Here is a 14,673-nt window from a genome sequence, read left to right as displayed (position 1 = left end):
CGAATGCGCGCCCTCATCACCATCACCATCCTCTCACTCATCCTCACCGCCTGCACCACTCCACCCACACCCCGCATCGCCCACACCTTCGCTCCCCTAGGCGAGTCCAACGTCCGCTCCTCCATCACCCTCGCCCCAGGCACCGCCCTCATCGGCACCGAAGAAACCGCCGACATCTACAAAACCACCGACAACGGCCAGACGTGGCGAAAAACCACCGACGCCGGCGACCTCTACGACGCCGCCGACATCCGCAACTTCATCCGCGCCCACGACGGCAGCCTCTACGCCACCACCTCCGAACCCGCACTCATCCTCAAGTCCACCGACGAAGGCGAGTCCTGGTCCGTCGTCGCCCGCCCCAAAGCCTCACGCACCGTGGCCCTCACCCAGCTCGACAACGGCGTCATCATCGCCGGACTCCGACGCTCCGAAAACAACCGCATCAGCATCATCCGCACCGAAGACCACTTCCAAACCTTCGAACACATCCCCGTCTCCAACACCCTCCCAAGACAGAACACCACCTGCCTCATCGATCTCGGCCAAGCCGTCGTCCTCACAGGCGTCGGCTTCGAAGCCTCCGGCAAAATCTTCAAGTCCACCGATGCCGGCAAGACCTGGCGGCAAACCGCCGACTTCCCCGACGCCCGCGACCTGATGCACTTCTTCAAAACCGACGAAGCCATCTACGTCACCGCCTCAGGCATCGCCACCCTCTACCGCTCCGAAGACCAGGGCGAAACCTGGCACAAACACCACCAGGCCTTCGACAAAGGCTTCCTAGGCGACACCACCACCATCACCCTCAACAACCAACCCGCCATCGTCATGACCGCCACCGACCAAAGCCAAAAACCCTTCCGCCACCTCCTGCTCATCTCCACCGACAACGCCCACACCTGGCAAGAATGGATCCAACTCGCCACCGACAACACAGGCGGCGCCAGTAACATCGAAACCCTCAGCCCCAACACCCTCATCACCGGCACCGGCAACCACGCCACCCAGGGCTACGCCTACACCATCCGCTGGTAACGACCGCCCCGCAAGCAGGCCCCAGAGCCATAGAGCACACCGAAGTCACCACAAACAGCAAGATTCTCTTGGTTACCAAAAACCAACTGATAAACTTGATGTGCATCTATCTCGTCAGCTCGTGTCTTACCCGGAGGGTCACCCATGTCGAATTCCCGCAAAGCCGCAGCAGCAGGCCTCCTGTTGACGTTGACTTCGACATTCTCGAACGCAGACATTTATGAATGGCAGTACGTCGACCCACTGAATCAATCTTTAGGCAAGCTGCAGTCCACAACACTCGCCCCTGACGGAGCAGGTAAGGTTGCCGAACCCGAAGCCCTCCTCGATGACATCGACCTCACGAAAGCATGGCTCGATCAGGCCGATCTGACCGATGCGTTCTTCTACAGAACCAAACTCGAGAACGCCACCATCCGCAACGCCCAGTTGCTCGGGGCATACTTAGCCCAAGCCAACCTGACCAACACCGATTTCTCCGGATCAGACCTGACCGATGCACGTCTAGATCGCGCGAATCTGACCGGCGCAAACCTCACCGACACGAGCATCACACACACCAACTTCTCGCAAGTAACCGGCCTCACGTACCAGATGCTCCAGAGCACCCGAAGCTTCCAGGACGGCAACCTCACCGGCACCACCCTCGGATCAATCAAGCTTCACTACTGGAACTTCAACAATCTCAATCTGACAGATACTCACTTTGGTGCATCCGACCTACTCGGCTCGAGTTTCGCAGGAGCTAACATCGAAGGCGCCGACTTCCAACGCGTCAGCAACTTCCAGTTCTCAACACTGCAAAGCACAGCCAGCTACCAGAACCAGAATCTCACAGGCATAATTTTGCACCTGCTGGATATGCCCGGCTGGGACTTATCTAGCCAGAACTTAACCAATGCCAATCTCTCAAACTCAGATACAACGGGTGCTAACTTTAACGACGCCGACCTATCCAACACAAACTTCAACAACGCAAAAATCACCGGCGCAAGCATGTCAGGGTCCATCATCACAGGCGCACGCTTCTCCAACATGCAACAAAACAGCCTCACCCAGGCCATGCTCCAGAGCACGCAGAGCTTTCAGAACGGCAGCCTGTCAAGCCTCAACCTTGACGGCAACGACCTCACAGGATGGGACTTCAGCGGCCAGAACCTCACCGACGCTAGCCTCAGGGCCGGCAGCATATCGTCTTTCCAATCAGTCCTGACAGACACCGACTTCAGCCACGCAAACCTCACAAGAGCCGACCTCAGCGGGTCCTGGCGGTATGAGCACGCCCCACGCAACAACGCCTCCTTCCGCAACGCGAACCTCACCGACGCCAACCTCCTCCGCAACGACCTGACAAATGCAGACTTCACGGACACCACCATCCGGGGTGCACGTCTCGACCACGCGATCGGCTTCACGGTCCAGATGCTTGAGAGCACCGGCAGCTACAAGGCCCACGACCTCCAGGACGTCTCGTTCATCGCAGCAGACCTGTCCGACGCTAACCTCGCCCGACAGAACCTGTCCCGAGCCAACTTTCAGATCGCCTCGCTGACCAACGCCAACCTCACAAACGCCGACCTCGACGACATCAACCTGCGCGACACGATCATGCACGGAACCGACCTGCGCGGCGCCCGCAACATCACCCGCGAGCAACTGGTTCGTCCCGAAAACCTGTGGAACCACTCATCTATCTACCCCGCTGACAGCGGTAACCTCATCTTCCCCGATGGCGAAATCAATGGGCTGAACATTGGAGCCAATGCAACGCTTCGGATCTGGGACTTCCAACCTGTTGCTGACGAACAACCGATCCCTATCAGTGTTGCCCAGCAATTGACCATGCATCAGAACGCCAGCCTCAGAATGGTCTTCGAAGACGGAGAGTGGGGCTCGACCATCGGGTTCCTGGAGCCGGCGACGCCGGTCACACTCGGCGGAACACTCCACCTGGAGATCGCCAGCCACCTAACGGTTGATGAACTCGTTGCGCTCAACGACGCCACCCTCCATCTGTTCGACTGGACCCATGCAAGTAGGTCCGGCTGGTTCGATCAGATCACCACCCACACACCCATCGGAGACTTCGACACCACAAACCTCGCCATCGACGGCACCGTCGTTTTCAGAATCGACGAACTCACCCCAGGCGACACCAACCTCGACCTAGTCATCGACCTCAACGACCTCTCCAAACTCGCCGCCAACTTCGGCCAACCCGCCGGATGGGCAGGCGGCAACTTCAATGGCGACAACGTCGTCGACCTCATCGACCTCTCCCTCCTCGCCACCAACTTCAACCCCGCTCCCCCCTCAACAACCATCCCCGAACCCGCCGCCGCACCCCTTGTCCTTCTCGCGTCCGCACTGTTAAAACGACGCTGAATCGTCCGCGAACCACTTTCTACTTGGAGCCGAGAAATGAAACCCCAAACCCTGCTCGCATCACTAGCCCTCGCCACATGCACCGCTCCCGCCTCAGCGCTGGAGCTAGCCGTCACCTCCAAACCCACCGTCGGCCTGGCTACCCACACCACCTACACACTCACACTCCTGGGCGACGGCGAACTCAACGCCATCCAGATCGAGTTCCGCAACCTTACACTCAATCAGGAAACTGCCTTCGGCCAGATCGGCCTCTTCGCTGACGACGGGCTCTTCGCCTTCGTCCCGACGACAGCAGACACCGATTCCTACTTCCTCTTCGATCGCCCAAGCCTCCTCGTAGAAGCCGGCGAATCGGACACCGGCATGAACGTCATCTCCGCTTTTCCTGACAACCAGTCGGCACCTATCCCTCTGGCTCAGCTGGTCATCCCCGATAGCGCGCCCGGTGTCGCGCTCTTCCCGGTCGATCCCCAGTTCGCCAACATCCTCATCCGAGGCGGCGTAGGAGACGACGCCAACACCATCATCGCCTCACTAGGGATACCCACACCCGCCACCGGCGCCCTCCTCGCACTCATCGCACCAGCCCTCATCAAGAGACGCCGATAGCTCCACCATCCATCAAAACAACCAACGACTGCCCCGGGCAAGTGCCCGGGGTTTTTATAGACCGACAGCGTTGCCACAGGCAGCCCCCACCCTCTACCCGAACGCCACCCCCACCTCATCCGCCGAATCCGGACGATCCCCAGGCAGCTTCGCCAGCATCCGAAGCACCATCTCCGCCGCACCCGCCGGTATCGCCGGCACCAGTTCCCTCGGGTCATAAACATCATCAACCAGAATCGCGTCCCGCGTCGCCTCCACCGTCTCCCGAGCAAACGGATGCTCACCCGTCAACAACTCGTATGCCACCAACCCCAGACTGAACAGGTCCGATGCATCCGTCAACGGCTCGCGACGGATCTGCTCAGGCGACATGTACCTCGGCGTCCCCGCAAACGCCGCAGGCAGCACCCCTTCGCCCTCCATCAACTCGATCATCGCCAACCCGAAATCCACCAGCCGCACCCGGTAGTGCTCATCACCCTCCACCTCCACCATCAGGTTCTCCGGCTTGATATCCCGGTGAATCACCCCCCTCTCATGCGCCCGCCCCAACGCATCACACGCCTGCAACAGAATGTGCAACCCGCACCCCAGACTCACCGCCGGCTCGCGACGCATCCGCGCCCGAAGCGTCTCGCCCAGCACACACTCCATCACCAGAAAATACAGATCGTGATAAATCCCCGAATCGAGCAGGTGCGCGATCCCCGGGTGATCCAGCCGCCCCAGCGCCCGAACCTCCGCCCGAAAATGCTCATCACATGCCCGACGATCCGCCGCGTCAGGCGGCGCGAAAAACTTCAGTACCACCGGCTCATGCGTGCTCACCCGCTCCGCCATGAACACCCGACTAAACCCCCCCGACGCCATCGGCTGCATCAACCGATACCGACCATCCACCACCCGATCGATCGCCAGCACATCATCACCCGCACCCTCACGCACACCCCGCCCGCCAACACCCCCAACCAGCGTCGGCGCCGGCACCTGCGTCGCCGTCTCCTGATCCGACACCCCTTCCTGCCGAGACACATCCGGCAACCCACCCCCCTCACCCGCACGATCCCCCATCACCTCAGAAACCGCAGGCAAACCAGAACCCGCCGACGACCCAACCACCTCATCCGCCGTGCGCGCGCGAGCGAGCAACCCCTCCGCGCGACGAAGCACCTCCGCCAACACCAGCTCTCGCGTCTCCGCCACGTGAGCCACCGCCGCCTCTCGCGTCACCGGCTCACCCGCCAGCCGCCGCTCCAGCAGGTACGCATACACCGCCGCCGTCAGCTCCGACGCCTCATCGCCGCCGGGCCGACCGCCGCCACGCCCCCCCGCACCAGATGTGCCCGATACCTCAGCCAATCGCGACTCCCTAGGCACTAACCGTCGCCCAAACAATACCTTACTGAGGCGAAGCCTCCTCCCGAACCCACGCCTCCAGCATCGACGATCGGTTTTTAATCGGCAAGGAAACCGCCGAAAATCCCGCATTATCCAGTGTTTCCGTCGAAATCGGGTCACTTTTCGCCAGTACCAGCGACCCCTCCGACACCTCCTCCAGAGCCACCACCCGCACCACCCGACGCGAAAAAACCATCAGCTTCTCGTCCGGCCCACCCGAAACACCCGGAAGCATCACCCACTCAATCGCCCTATCTCCTGCCAGACGCCGCACTTCCAAAGCCGTCTCCCGCACCGGATCAACCCCACCCGCCACCGGCAGATAAACCGACCAGTAAACCGGCATCGACACCCCCACCCAGACCGCCGTCGCCAGAACCGTCGAAACCACCCCCACGCGACCAACCCGCAGCGCAACCCAACCCGCGAAAACCACCAGCGAGGCCCCCGCGGCCCAGTAGAAAAACAAAACCGCCACACCGAGATTCATCGCTTCGTGACGGGTGCCGATCAGGAGCCAGCCGTAGATCAGCAGCGACACCACCACGACGACGACGCCGTGCAGCCGCATCACGAACGACACGCCGCGCACAAGGATGGCTGGTGTCTGGTCAGAAACTTTCAATAGAAGTCGGTCGTAGCTCAGGGCCAGGAAGGCGATCACCAGCCCGGCGGCCGGGAGGATCGGCAGGACGTAACGCTCCTGCTTGGCCGAGGGCAGCGACAGGATCACGAGCATCAGCAGCAGCCAACTCCCGGCGATCCAGAGCGGCCGACGGGAGGTTTGTTCCTCACGATCCTCTTGCGAGTGTGGCGTCGCGAAGCGCAGGACCCAGGGGTGAATCAGCCCGGCGATCAGCAGCACGGTCCAGGGCAGCATCAGTGCGAAGACGACAACGTAAGCCCAGACGGGAGCGAAGCGGTCGCGGATGGACTCGTACTCGAACGCCAGTCCCTCGCCGACCTGATCGACCGTCATGAAGACGTAGACGAACCAGGGACCGGCAAGGATCACGGGCATCAGCAGGACCACCGGCAACGCCATCAGCAACCGCCAGCGCCTGAGGCCATCGAACCCGGCGACGATCAGCAGCGGGACCGAGATGAAGAGAAAGCCAACCGGGCCCTTGCTGTAGATCGCCAGCGTCGCCGTGAGCCCGGCCAGGAAGATCCACCCCCATCGCATCCGCGGCTCATTGATAGGTGCCGCGGATGAATCGCTGGCCGCGAGAAGCGTTGTCGTTGTTGCTCGCGAGCGGGTAGCGATGAGGACGAGGGCGATGGTGAGGGTGGTCCACGCGGCGAGGTGGATGTCGTACCCACCGACGCGTCCCCAGCGCTGGATGATCATCGAGGTGCCGAGCGTCATGCCGGCGAGTATCCCGGCGGTGCTGGCCATCGGTCCGGGGTGGAGGTTGGTGGCGATGAGGTAAGTGGCGATCAGCAGGATGGCAGACATGCCGACGGCGACGGCTCGGATGCGTTGCATCAACACATCCGCGGAGACGGTGTGCGGGTCGAGCCCGATGAAAGCCAGCCGGGAGAGGATGACGGTGAGCGGCGGCTTGGCGATGCGGGGCTCGCCACCAAGCGTGGGGACGACGTAGGCGTAGAGGCCGACAGGTTCGGCGAAGTCGGGGTTGTTGCCGACGGCTCGCCGCCAGGTCTCGTCGCTGGAGATGAGCACCCGGCGTTCCATGTGGTGGCTGGTCTGCGTGGACATCAGCACGCCGACCAAGAGCCCGGGCAGGGTGACGAGGAGCATGAGCGCGATGGCTCGGCGGTGCGTCATGGGTCAGACCCGATCCGAATCGCGCATGCCGATGAGGTAGAGGATGGCGTCGAGGCCCAGGGTGGAGATCTTCTGATCGGCGGAAGCCTGGACCAGGGGCTTGGCGTGGAAGGCGATACCGAGGCCGGCCTGGGAGAGCATGGGCAGGTCGTTGGCTCCGTCGCCGACGGCGATGGTCTGTTCGAGACGGATGCCTTCTTCGAGCGCGATCTCGCCCAGGCGTTCGGCCTTGCGGGCGGCATCGACGACGCGGCCGGTGAGCTGGCCGGTGAGCTGGCCGTCGACGATCTCGAGTTCGTTGGCAGCGACGTGATCGATGCCGAGTTGCTGCTGGAGCATCCGTCCGAAGTAGGTGAACCCGCCTGAGAGGATGGCGGTCTTGTAGCCGAGGTGGCGGAGGTTCGTGAGAAGGGTTTCGGCGCCTTCGGTGAGCTGGAGTCGTTGGCCGACGCGTTGGAGGGCCTGTTCGTCGAGGCCTTTGAGCAGGGCGACTCTGGTGCGGAGGGAGGCCTCGAAGTCGAGTTCGCCACGCATGGCGGCTTCGGTGACCTGGGCGACCTGCTGGCCGACGCCGGCTTCGACGGCGAGTTCGTCGATGACTTCGTGCTGGATGAGGGTGGAGTCCATATCGAAGGCGACGAGTCGGCGAACGCGGCGGAAGGCGTTGTCGACCTGCCAGGCGATATCGATCTGGTGGTCGCGGGCGAGGTCGAGGAAGTCGGCCTTGAGGCTGTCGGGGTCGTCGAGGTCGCCTCGGATGAGCATCTCGACACAGGCAACCCCCCCCGCATTTCGGTCTGCTACCACAGATGCCTCTGGGTTGACGGTTTCGGTTTGTTGCAATGCCGGTCGTCCCGAGAGGCGGGTGATGACTTCGATGTTGAGTTGGCGTTCGGCGAGGGCGGCGGCGACGCGTTGGATCCGGTCGGCGGTGAGGGCTCGGGCGAGGAGGGTGAGGATGTAGCGGGGTTTGCCTTCGGCGGCGCGCCAGGTCTCGTAGTCTTCGTCTGAGAGCTGGGTCGTGCTGAGCGTCATGCCCAGGTGGGTAACGGCCTGATGGAGCGGATCGAGGGGCTGCTCGGTGTCTTCGATGACCATGGCGAGCAGGACGGACTGGTGGATGACGGCCTGGTTGAGATCGAGGATGCGAGCCGGCCCGAGCGCGGTGGTGATGGCCTGGGTGATGCCCGGGTGATCGGGGCCGGTGATGTGGAGGAGCAGGGGCATGGGGGGAATTATGGTTTGTTTTGGGTGGCGGTGGGGGGAGGCTGATCTTCTGGTTCTATGCCCCCCCCACCCCCGCCGCTGTGGCAGGACCACAGCCAGTCAGGCTATTCGGGGATCGGCACGGCTTGTGACGACGTTGTCGTCAAGAAACCGTGGCACCCGGGGTGAGTCGTGGGGGCTACTTGCGTTTTTTGCGTTTTTTGAATTTGTCTTTGACGCTGACGGTTTTGGTGGAGCCTTTGCGGCCTGGCATGCCGGGCATCCCACCCATCGAAGCCATGGCTTGTTGGGGGTCCATCTTCGCCATGGCCTGGGCTTTGCCGAGCATGCCCATGCCGGACATGGCCTTGCCCATCTGCGAGACCATCTCGAAGCCCTTGACGAGTTGGGAGACGTCTTCGGATCTTGTGCCGGAGCCGGCGGCGATGCGTCGTCGGCGGGAGTTGTTGAGGGCCTCGGAGCCCTTGCGTTCGTCTTTGGTCATCGACTGGATGATGGCCTCGGTGCGGTCGATCTGTTTTTCTTCGATGGGGAGGTCTTTGATGGCTTTGCCGACGCCTGGCAGCATGCCGAGCAGGGATTTGAAGGACCCCATGCGTCGGATGGTGCGGAGCTGCTTGAGGAAGTCGTCCATGGTCATCTGGCCCTTGGCCATTTTTTCCTGGAGGGCTTCGGCTTCTTCTTCGGAGACCTGTTCCTGGGCTCGTTCGACGAGAGAGACGACGTCGCCCATGCCGAGGATGCGCCCGGCGACGCGGGTGGGGTGGAAGGCTTCGAGGGCGTCGAGTTTTTCGCCGACGCCGACGAACTTGATGGGTCGGCCGGTGACCTGTCGGACGGAGAGGGCTGCGCCGCCTCGGGTATCGGAGTCGTACTTGGTGAGGACAACGCCATCGACTTCGAGTTGCTGGTCGAAGGCTTTGGCGGAGTTGACGGCGTCCTGTCCGGTCATGGCGTCGATGACGAGGAGGATCTGGTGGGGTTGGACGGCGGTCTGGACCTGGCGGAGTTCGCCCATGAGTTCGTCGTTGACGTGGAGTCGTCCGGCGGTGTCGAGGATGACGAAGTCGACGGCCTGTTCGCGGGCTTGGTTGACGGCATTGCGGCAGACGGTGACGGCGGCTCCGACGGCTTTGCCGTACTCGGCGACTTTGTCGGGTTCGGCGTAGAACTGGACGTTGCCGTCGCCTTCGGCTTCGTCGTTGACCTGTTGGGCGAGGACTTCGAGCTGTTTGACGGCGGCGGGTCTTTGGAGGTCGGCGGCGGCGAGGAGGACGGACTTGCCGCGTTTCTTGAGGTAGGCGGCCATCTTCCCGCAGGTGGTGGTTTTGCCGGAGCCCTGGAGGCCGGACATCATGACGACGGTGGGTCCGGGCGAGACTTCCATGAGGCCGAGGTTGGCCGTGGGGTTGGTGAGGGCTTCGGGGTTATCTGCTTCGGCGAGGGCTTCGTCGCCGCCGAGGAGTCGGACGAGTTCGTCGTGGACGATCTTGATCATCTGCTCGCCGGGCTTAACGGCGTTGAGGACCTCGCTGCCGAGCGCGGCGTTCTGGACGCGGTCGCAGAAGCTGGCGACGACGTCGTAGTGGACGTCGGCCTCGAGCAGCGCGGTGCGGACGTCTTCCATGGCCTCGTTGACGTTGGAGGCGGAGATCTTGCCCTGGCCGGAGAGGCGTTTGAGGGCGGATTCGAAGCGGTCGGACAGCTGGCCGAACATCGTGGGGGCCTTTCCAGTTTTTTTGAGCGATTTGTCATTGTAAGGGGGTGAGGCGGGGTGTGTGTCGGGGTAGGCTGAGGGGATGAAGAGGCTGATTCTGACGGCGTGGCTGTGTGTGATGTTGGCGGCTGGTTGTGCGGTGTCGCCTGAGCCGGAGGTGGTTGAGCCCGAGCCGGTGAAGCCTGCGCCGGCGGTGGTTGAGTCGGAGCCCGCGAAGGCGGAGGAGGCGGCCTCGGAAGCGGTGGCGGCGGTGGTGGACGTGCGTGATCTGCCGGCGTCGGAGCGGCTGGGTCGGGTGCTGTCGCTGTCGCATCCTTCGGCGGTGGTGTACGTGCCTGACTCACTGGTGCTGCTTGGGGATGACCGGACGGCTGAGGTGGATGTGGTGGTGCATTTCCATCTGGGGCTGGACTGGGTGGTGGAGGCGCTGGACGAGCACGAGATGGCGGCGGTGCTGGTTTATTTTTCGCCTGGGGGTTTGAGCTCGAAGTATCGGGTGCCGTTTGCGTCGGACCCGGGTTTGTTTGATCGGTTGGTTGAGGAGGGGTTGGCGGCGGCACGGGCGGTGGATGGGGTGTCGGATGAGGCGGAGATTCGGACGCTGACGGTCACGTCGTTCTCAGCGGGGTTTGGCGCGGTGCGGGAGGTGCTGAAGGACCCGGAGGCGTTTGCGCGGATCGATCATCTGGTGATGGCGGACACGATCTACGCGGGTTACGAAGGTGAGGTGGCGGATAAGGTGGTGCGTGCGGATCACATGGCGGACTTCAAGCGGTTTGCGGCCGAGGCGGCGGCGGGCCGGAAGGCGATGATCGTGACGCACAACAGTTACGACCCGCCTGGGTATGCGTCGACGGAGGAGACGGCGGATGTGCTGATCGAGCATCTGGGGTTGGAACGTTATGCGGTGGACTATCCGGTGGGCGAGAAGCTGCGGCATCACTCGCGAGCGGGCGCGGGTCGGTTCGAGGTGTTCGGGAGTCCGCGGACGGATGGCTCGGATCACGCGATGCACCTGAAGTACATCGCCTGGCCGCTGGGGATGCTGGGTTTGGGCGGGTCGGCGTCGGGCGGTTGAGTCGGGGGTGGGTAGACTCTCGGTGTGCCGAGGTTTCAGGAACAGGCAGTGGTTTTGCGGAGCGCGGACTGGTCGGAGACCAGCCAGTTGGTGACGCTATGGACGCGGGGTCGGGGTCGGATCCGGGGTTTGGCGAAGGGTTCGAAGCGGTGGTCGCCGAGTGCGATCGAGCGGTTTTCGGGCGGTCTGGAGCTGCTGACACTGGGGCAGGCCTGCGGGGTGACGCGAGCGGGGAGCGAGCTGGCGACGATCACGGAGTGGGATTTGCAGGATGACTGTCTGCATCTGCGCCGGAATCTGGAAGCCCAGCGGGTGGGGCTGTACGTGGCGGATGTGACGGTGCGGTTTTTTGAGGATGAGGACCCGCACGAGGGATTGTTTGAGGCGTTGGTCGATTTTGTGACGGGCTTGCGCAGCGGCGATGCGGGTGAGGTGCTGCTGGGGTATCAGTGGCGGCTTCTCAAGGAGGCGGGGTACGAGCCGAGGGTGAGTGAGGACGTGCGGACGGGCGAGGCGCTGCCCGGCGGGCGGGCGAGCTGGTTCGATGCGCCCTCGGGCGGGTTCACGATGGTTTCGGAGGGGATGGTGGATCCCGACCGGTGGCGAGTCCGGGCGAAGACCGTCGGGCTGATTCAGCGCGTGGCGGCGAGCGAGTCGATCGAGGGCGCGGAGTTGGAGACGGTGAAGCGGGCCAATCGGCTGCTGGTGGCCTATACGCGGGAGCTGTTGGGCGTGGAGACGGAGACGATGCGGGCTGTCCTGGGGTGAAGATCAGATGGCTATCAATTGGTGCTGAATCATGAGCTGACCCACGGTCGTGGTTTGGTTCTCGGCCTGAGCTGCGAGGTGGTGGGCGGTGTGGAGGTGGAGGCATTTGAGGGCGGGGCCGGCTTGGGTCTGGTAGGCGATTCCGCCTATGCCGGTTTGCTGGAGGGCCGGGGCTCGGCCGGCGGCGGTGAGTTCCTGCTGGTCTTCGGGGGTGAGGAGGTTCCAGCGGGTTTGGCGGTATTGGTTGTGGTCTTGGGTGAGTTGGGTGATGAGGTTGGGGTCGGCGGCGATGATCTGTTCGAGGCGGGTGATCCAGCCGGCGCTTTCGAGCTGGCCGATCACGGCGCAGAGGGTGGGGTGGGTGAGGTAGTAGAGGTTGGGGAAGGGTTCGAGTCGGCCGTCGGCGGTGCGGAAGGCGGGGTAGGTCTGGATGACGGCGGGGGTCGTGTCGGGGTGGCGAACAACGACGCGGAGTTGGCCGCGGGGCGGGCGGCCGAGCTGGTTGGTAAGGGTCTGGCGGTCAGTGTCGGTGAGAGACCAGGTGGTGGCGGGGGCGGTCACCGGCTCGGACTCGTCTGGCCGGGCTCGATGCGTTCGACGTAGAAGAGGGAGTCGGCGGCGCGGGGTCCGACGAGGTGCCAGGAGAGGGGAAATTTGGGTTTGCGGGCTGCGTAGGCCTCGAAGATGCTTTGTCCCCATTTGTGTTGCTGTTTGATGTTGCGTTCGATTTTGGCGGTGTCGGTGGTGGGGATGAAGGTCTGGGTGAGGAAGTTCCAGTTGGGGTCGAGTCGGATCAGGAGGTGTCCTTCGTCCCACTCGATGGGATAGCCGTGAACGAAGCCGTCGCCTGTGTCGGGCGTGTGGAACCAGTAGCAGATGAAGCGGTCTTTTTCGGCGGTGGAGGTGTCCTGGGTTCCGCCTTTGAGGAGCCGGGCATGAGAGACGCGGACGGGGACGACGCCCCAGCGTTTCCTGGCGATCCAGGTCTGGCGGGCCTTGGCGTCGTAGAGCCCGACGTGGGCGTAGTCGACCCTGATGCGGTCGGTGCAGTAAGCGGTGTTGATTTGCTTGTCGCTAGCCACGATGGGGTCTTGGTTGGGTCGGGTGGGATGGATGTCGAGTGGCGGCGTCTGGCCAGACGGCTATCGTAACGGATGGGGGTATGGGGTCGCGGGGTGGTGGTGTGTTGGTTTGGCTGGTTGGACTTTCAACATGTGGAGCCTGGCTTTGAGCGAAACGTCTTCTATAACGCCTGATGTTTCTTCGTTGACGACGGGCCGGGTGGTGTCGGTGGAGGGGTCGGCGGTGGTGTTGAAGCTGGCGGGGACGGACTACCAGCTGTTGCTTCAGTGTCGGGGGGCGTTGCCGGCGGAGGGCTCGAAGGTGACGGGGGTGATCGCGGCGAAGGCGAAGCGGGTGGATGTGGTGCCGGCGGGCGGGCGGTACATCGAGCCGGTGGCGGGTCGTCCGCGGCGGGTGCAGGGCCGGGTCGTGGCTGGTGACACCGGGAAGAACACGCTGACGGTGAAGGCGGCCACGGCGGTGGTGGTGTCGCTGATGGATCTTCAGAAGACGGCGGATTTTTCGGTGGGTCAGCTGGTGAGTTTCGATGTGGAGCCGGGTGCGACGTTTGAGCCGGTGTCTTCTGCGGTGTCGGCATGAACGCTGAGGGACGTGGCCCGCTGAAGCGGATTCTGGTGACGGGGGGCGCGGGGTTTCTGGGGTCGCATCTGTGCGAGCGGCTGGTGGCGAGCGGGCACGATGTCATCTGTCTGGATAATTTTTTTACAAGCCAGAAGTCGAACGTTGCGCATCTGCTGGGGGCTTCGAACTTCGAGTTGATTCGTCACGACATCACGCATCCGTGCTGGCTGGAGGTGGATGAGATCTACAACCTGGCTTGTCCGGCGTCGCCTATTCATTATCAGTACAACCCGATCAAGACGATGAAGGTGTCGGTGATGGGGGCGATCAACGTGCTTGGGATGGCGAAGCGTTGTCGGGCGAAGGTGTTTCAGGCGTCGACCTCGGAGGTGTATGGGGATCCGGATGTGCACCCGCAGCCGGAGTCGTATCGGGGGAACGTGAATCCGATTGGGCCGCGGGCGTGTTACGACGAGGGTAAGCGTGCGGCGGAGACGCTGTTCTTTGATTATCAGCGGGCGAACGGGGTGAACATCCGGGTGGTGCGGGTGTTTAATACGTATGGGCCGCGGATGCATCCGTATGACGGGCGGGTGGTGTCGAACTTTATTATCCAGGCGCTGCGTGGGGAGGATCTGACGCTTTATGGGGATGGGTCGCAGACGCGGTCGTTCTGTTATGTGGATGATCTGATTGATGGGTTTCTGGCGATGATGGCGGCGGATGATTCGCTGATCGGGCCGATTAATCTGGGGAATCCGAACGAGTTCACGATTCGGGAGTTGGCGGAGCTGACGCTGGAGCTCACGGGCTCGTCGTCGAAGATCGTGCACAAGCCTTTGCCGGCGGATGATCCGACGCAGCGGCAGCCGGACATCACGCTGGCTCGCCGTGAGCTGGCGTGGGAGCCGGCGACGGCGTTGCGTGAGGGGTTGGCGAAGACGATTGCGTATTTCAAGGGATTGGATCTGACGGCGTTTCGGCGGCCGACCGGCGGGGTGGGGTAACAACTGT

Annotated in this window: 13 protein-coding genes; 7 read left to right on the top strand and 6 right to left on the bottom strand. The window is 63.0% G+C overall.

Annotated features, from left to right (window positions below):
- Positions 1 to 3: 3 nt before the first annotated feature.
- From ACQZAB_RS06585 to ACQZAB_RS06575, 3 genes are all read left to right on the top strand, one after another.
- Positions 4 to 1,038, top strand: coding sequence for a WD40/YVTN/BNR-like repeat-containing protein (locus tag ACQZAB_RS06585; RefSeq protein ID WP_428388191.1), 1,035 nt, complete (start codon positions 4 to 6; stop codon positions 1,036 to 1,038).
- Positions 1,039 to 1,182: 144 nt separating this feature from the next.
- Positions 1,183 to 3,423: a pentapeptide repeat-containing protein gene (locus ACQZAB_RS06580; protein WP_428388189.1), complete on the top strand. Its 2,241-nt coding sequence runs from the start codon at positions 1,183 to 1,185 to the stop codon at positions 3,421 to 3,423.
- 36 nt (positions 3,424 to 3,459) lie between these two features.
- Positions 3,460 to 4,035 (top strand): hypothetical protein, encoded by a 576-nt coding sequence (locus ACQZAB_RS06575; protein WP_428388187.1) that lies wholly within the window; start codon positions 3,460 to 3,462, stop codon positions 4,033 to 4,035.
- Between the two features lie 93 nt (positions 4,036 to 4,128).
- Here ACQZAB_RS06575 and ACQZAB_RS06570 read toward each other — a convergent pair whose 3' ends face one another.
- From ACQZAB_RS06570 to ffh, 4 genes are all read right to left on the bottom strand, one after another.
- Complete coding sequence (locus ACQZAB_RS06570) at positions 4,129 to 5,394, bottom strand: serine/threonine-protein kinase (RefSeq protein ID WP_428388185.1); 1,266 nt, start codon at positions 5,392 to 5,394, stop codon at positions 4,129 to 4,131.
- A 40-nt stretch (positions 5,395 to 5,434) separates the two neighbouring features.
- Positions 5,435 to 7,225 carry an ArnT family glycosyltransferase gene (locus ACQZAB_RS06565; RefSeq protein WP_428388183.1) on the bottom strand — a complete coding sequence of 597 codons (1,791 nt, stop codon included), beginning with the start codon at positions 7,223 to 7,225 and terminating at the stop codon, positions 5,435 to 5,437.
- A gap of 3 nt (positions 7,226 to 7,228) precedes the next feature.
- On the bottom strand, positions 7,229 to 8,452 hold the full coding sequence (gene serB, locus ACQZAB_RS06560; protein WP_428388181.1) for a phosphoserine phosphatase SerB: 1,224 nt from the start codon (positions 8,450 to 8,452) through the stop codon (positions 7,229 to 7,231).
- A 178-nt stretch (positions 8,453 to 8,630) separates the two neighbouring features.
- Complete coding sequence (gene ffh / locus ACQZAB_RS06555; RefSeq protein ID WP_428388179.1) at positions 8,631 to 10,169, bottom strand: signal recognition particle protein; 1,539 nt, start codon at positions 10,167 to 10,169, stop codon at positions 8,631 to 8,633.
- An 82-nt stretch (positions 10,170 to 10,251) separates the two neighbouring features.
- Here ffh and ACQZAB_RS06550 point away from each other — a divergent pair, with 82 nt between their 5' ends.
- Both ACQZAB_RS06550 and recO read left to right on the top strand, forming a co-directional pair.
- Positions 10,252 to 11,247, top strand: a complete 996-nt coding sequence (locus ACQZAB_RS06550) for a hypothetical protein (protein WP_428388177.1) — start codon at positions 10,252 to 10,254, stop codon at positions 11,245 to 11,247.
- A 24-nt stretch (positions 11,248 to 11,271) separates the two neighbouring features.
- Entirely contained in the window at positions 11,272 to 12,015 is a 744-nt protein-coding gene (gene recO, locus ACQZAB_RS06545; RefSeq protein WP_428388175.1) for a DNA repair protein RecO, read from the top strand.
- A gap of 3 nt (positions 12,016 to 12,018) precedes the next feature.
- Here recO and ACQZAB_RS06540 read toward each other — a convergent pair whose 3' ends face one another.
- Positions 12,019 to 12,576, bottom strand: coding sequence for a DUF501 domain-containing protein (locus ACQZAB_RS06540; RefSeq protein ID WP_428388173.1), 558 nt, complete (start codon positions 12,574 to 12,576; stop codon positions 12,019 to 12,021).
- Positions 12,573 to 13,097 carry a hypothetical protein gene (locus ACQZAB_RS06535; protein ID WP_428388171.1) on the bottom strand — a complete coding sequence of 175 codons (525 nt, stop codon included), beginning with the start codon at positions 13,095 to 13,097 and terminating at the stop codon, positions 12,573 to 12,575. Before ACQZAB_RS06535 ends, ACQZAB_RS06540 begins: the two co-directional genes overlap by 4 nt.
- A gap of 145 nt (positions 13,098 to 13,242) precedes the next feature.
- On the opposite strand from ACQZAB_RS06535, the gene ACQZAB_RS06530 reads away from it, so the two are divergent.
- Positions 13,243 to 13,677, top strand: a complete 435-nt coding sequence (locus ACQZAB_RS06530; protein WP_428388169.1) for a hypothetical protein — start codon at positions 13,243 to 13,245, stop codon at positions 13,675 to 13,677.
- On the top strand, positions 13,674 to 14,666 hold the full coding sequence (locus ACQZAB_RS06525; protein WP_428388167.1) for a UDP-glucuronic acid decarboxylase family protein: 993 nt from the start codon (positions 13,674 to 13,676) through the stop codon (positions 14,664 to 14,666). Before ACQZAB_RS06530 ends, ACQZAB_RS06525 begins: the two co-directional genes overlap by 4 nt.
- Positions 14,667 to 14,673: the final 7 nt, after the last annotated feature.

Origin of the sequence: Mucisphaera sp. (genome assembly GCF_965279675.1) — a bacterium.
Classification (GTDB): Bacteria; Planctomycetota; Phycisphaerae; order Phycisphaerales; family Phycisphaeraceae; genus Mucisphaera.
The sequence above is the reverse complement of the archived record's forward strand: the minus strand, read 5'-3'. Positions and strand labels throughout refer to the sequence as shown.

Coding starts and splice junctions, on each gene's coding strand:
- ACQZAB_RS06550 (WP_428388177.1), top strand. CDS start 10,252: ATGAAGAGGCTGATTCTGACGGCGTGGCTGTGTGTGATGTTGGCGGCT.
- ffh (WP_428388179.1), bottom strand. CDS start 10,169: ATGTTCGGCCAGCTGTCCGACCGCTTCGAATCCGCCCTCAAACGCCTC.
- ACQZAB_RS06525 (WP_428388167.1), top strand. CDS start 13,674: ATGAACGCTGAGGGACGTGGCCCGCTGAAGCGGATTCTGGTGACGGGG.
- ACQZAB_RS06575 (WP_428388187.1), top strand. CDS start 3,460: ATGAAACCCCAAACCCTGCTCGCATCACTAGCCCTCGCCACATGCACC.
- ACQZAB_RS06580 (WP_428388189.1), top strand. CDS start 1,183: ATGTCGAATTCCCGCAAAGCCGCAGCAGCAGGCCTCCTGTTGACGTTG.
- ACQZAB_RS06565 (WP_428388183.1), bottom strand. CDS start 7,225: ATGACGCACCGCCGAGCCATCGCGCTCATGCTCCTCGTCACCCTGCCC.
- serB (WP_428388181.1), bottom strand. CDS start 8,452: ATGCCCCTGCTCCTCCACATCACCGGCCCCGATCACCCGGGCATCACC.
- ACQZAB_RS06585 (WP_428388191.1), top strand. CDS start 4: ATGCGCGCCCTCATCACCATCACCATCCTCTCACTCATCCTCACCGCC.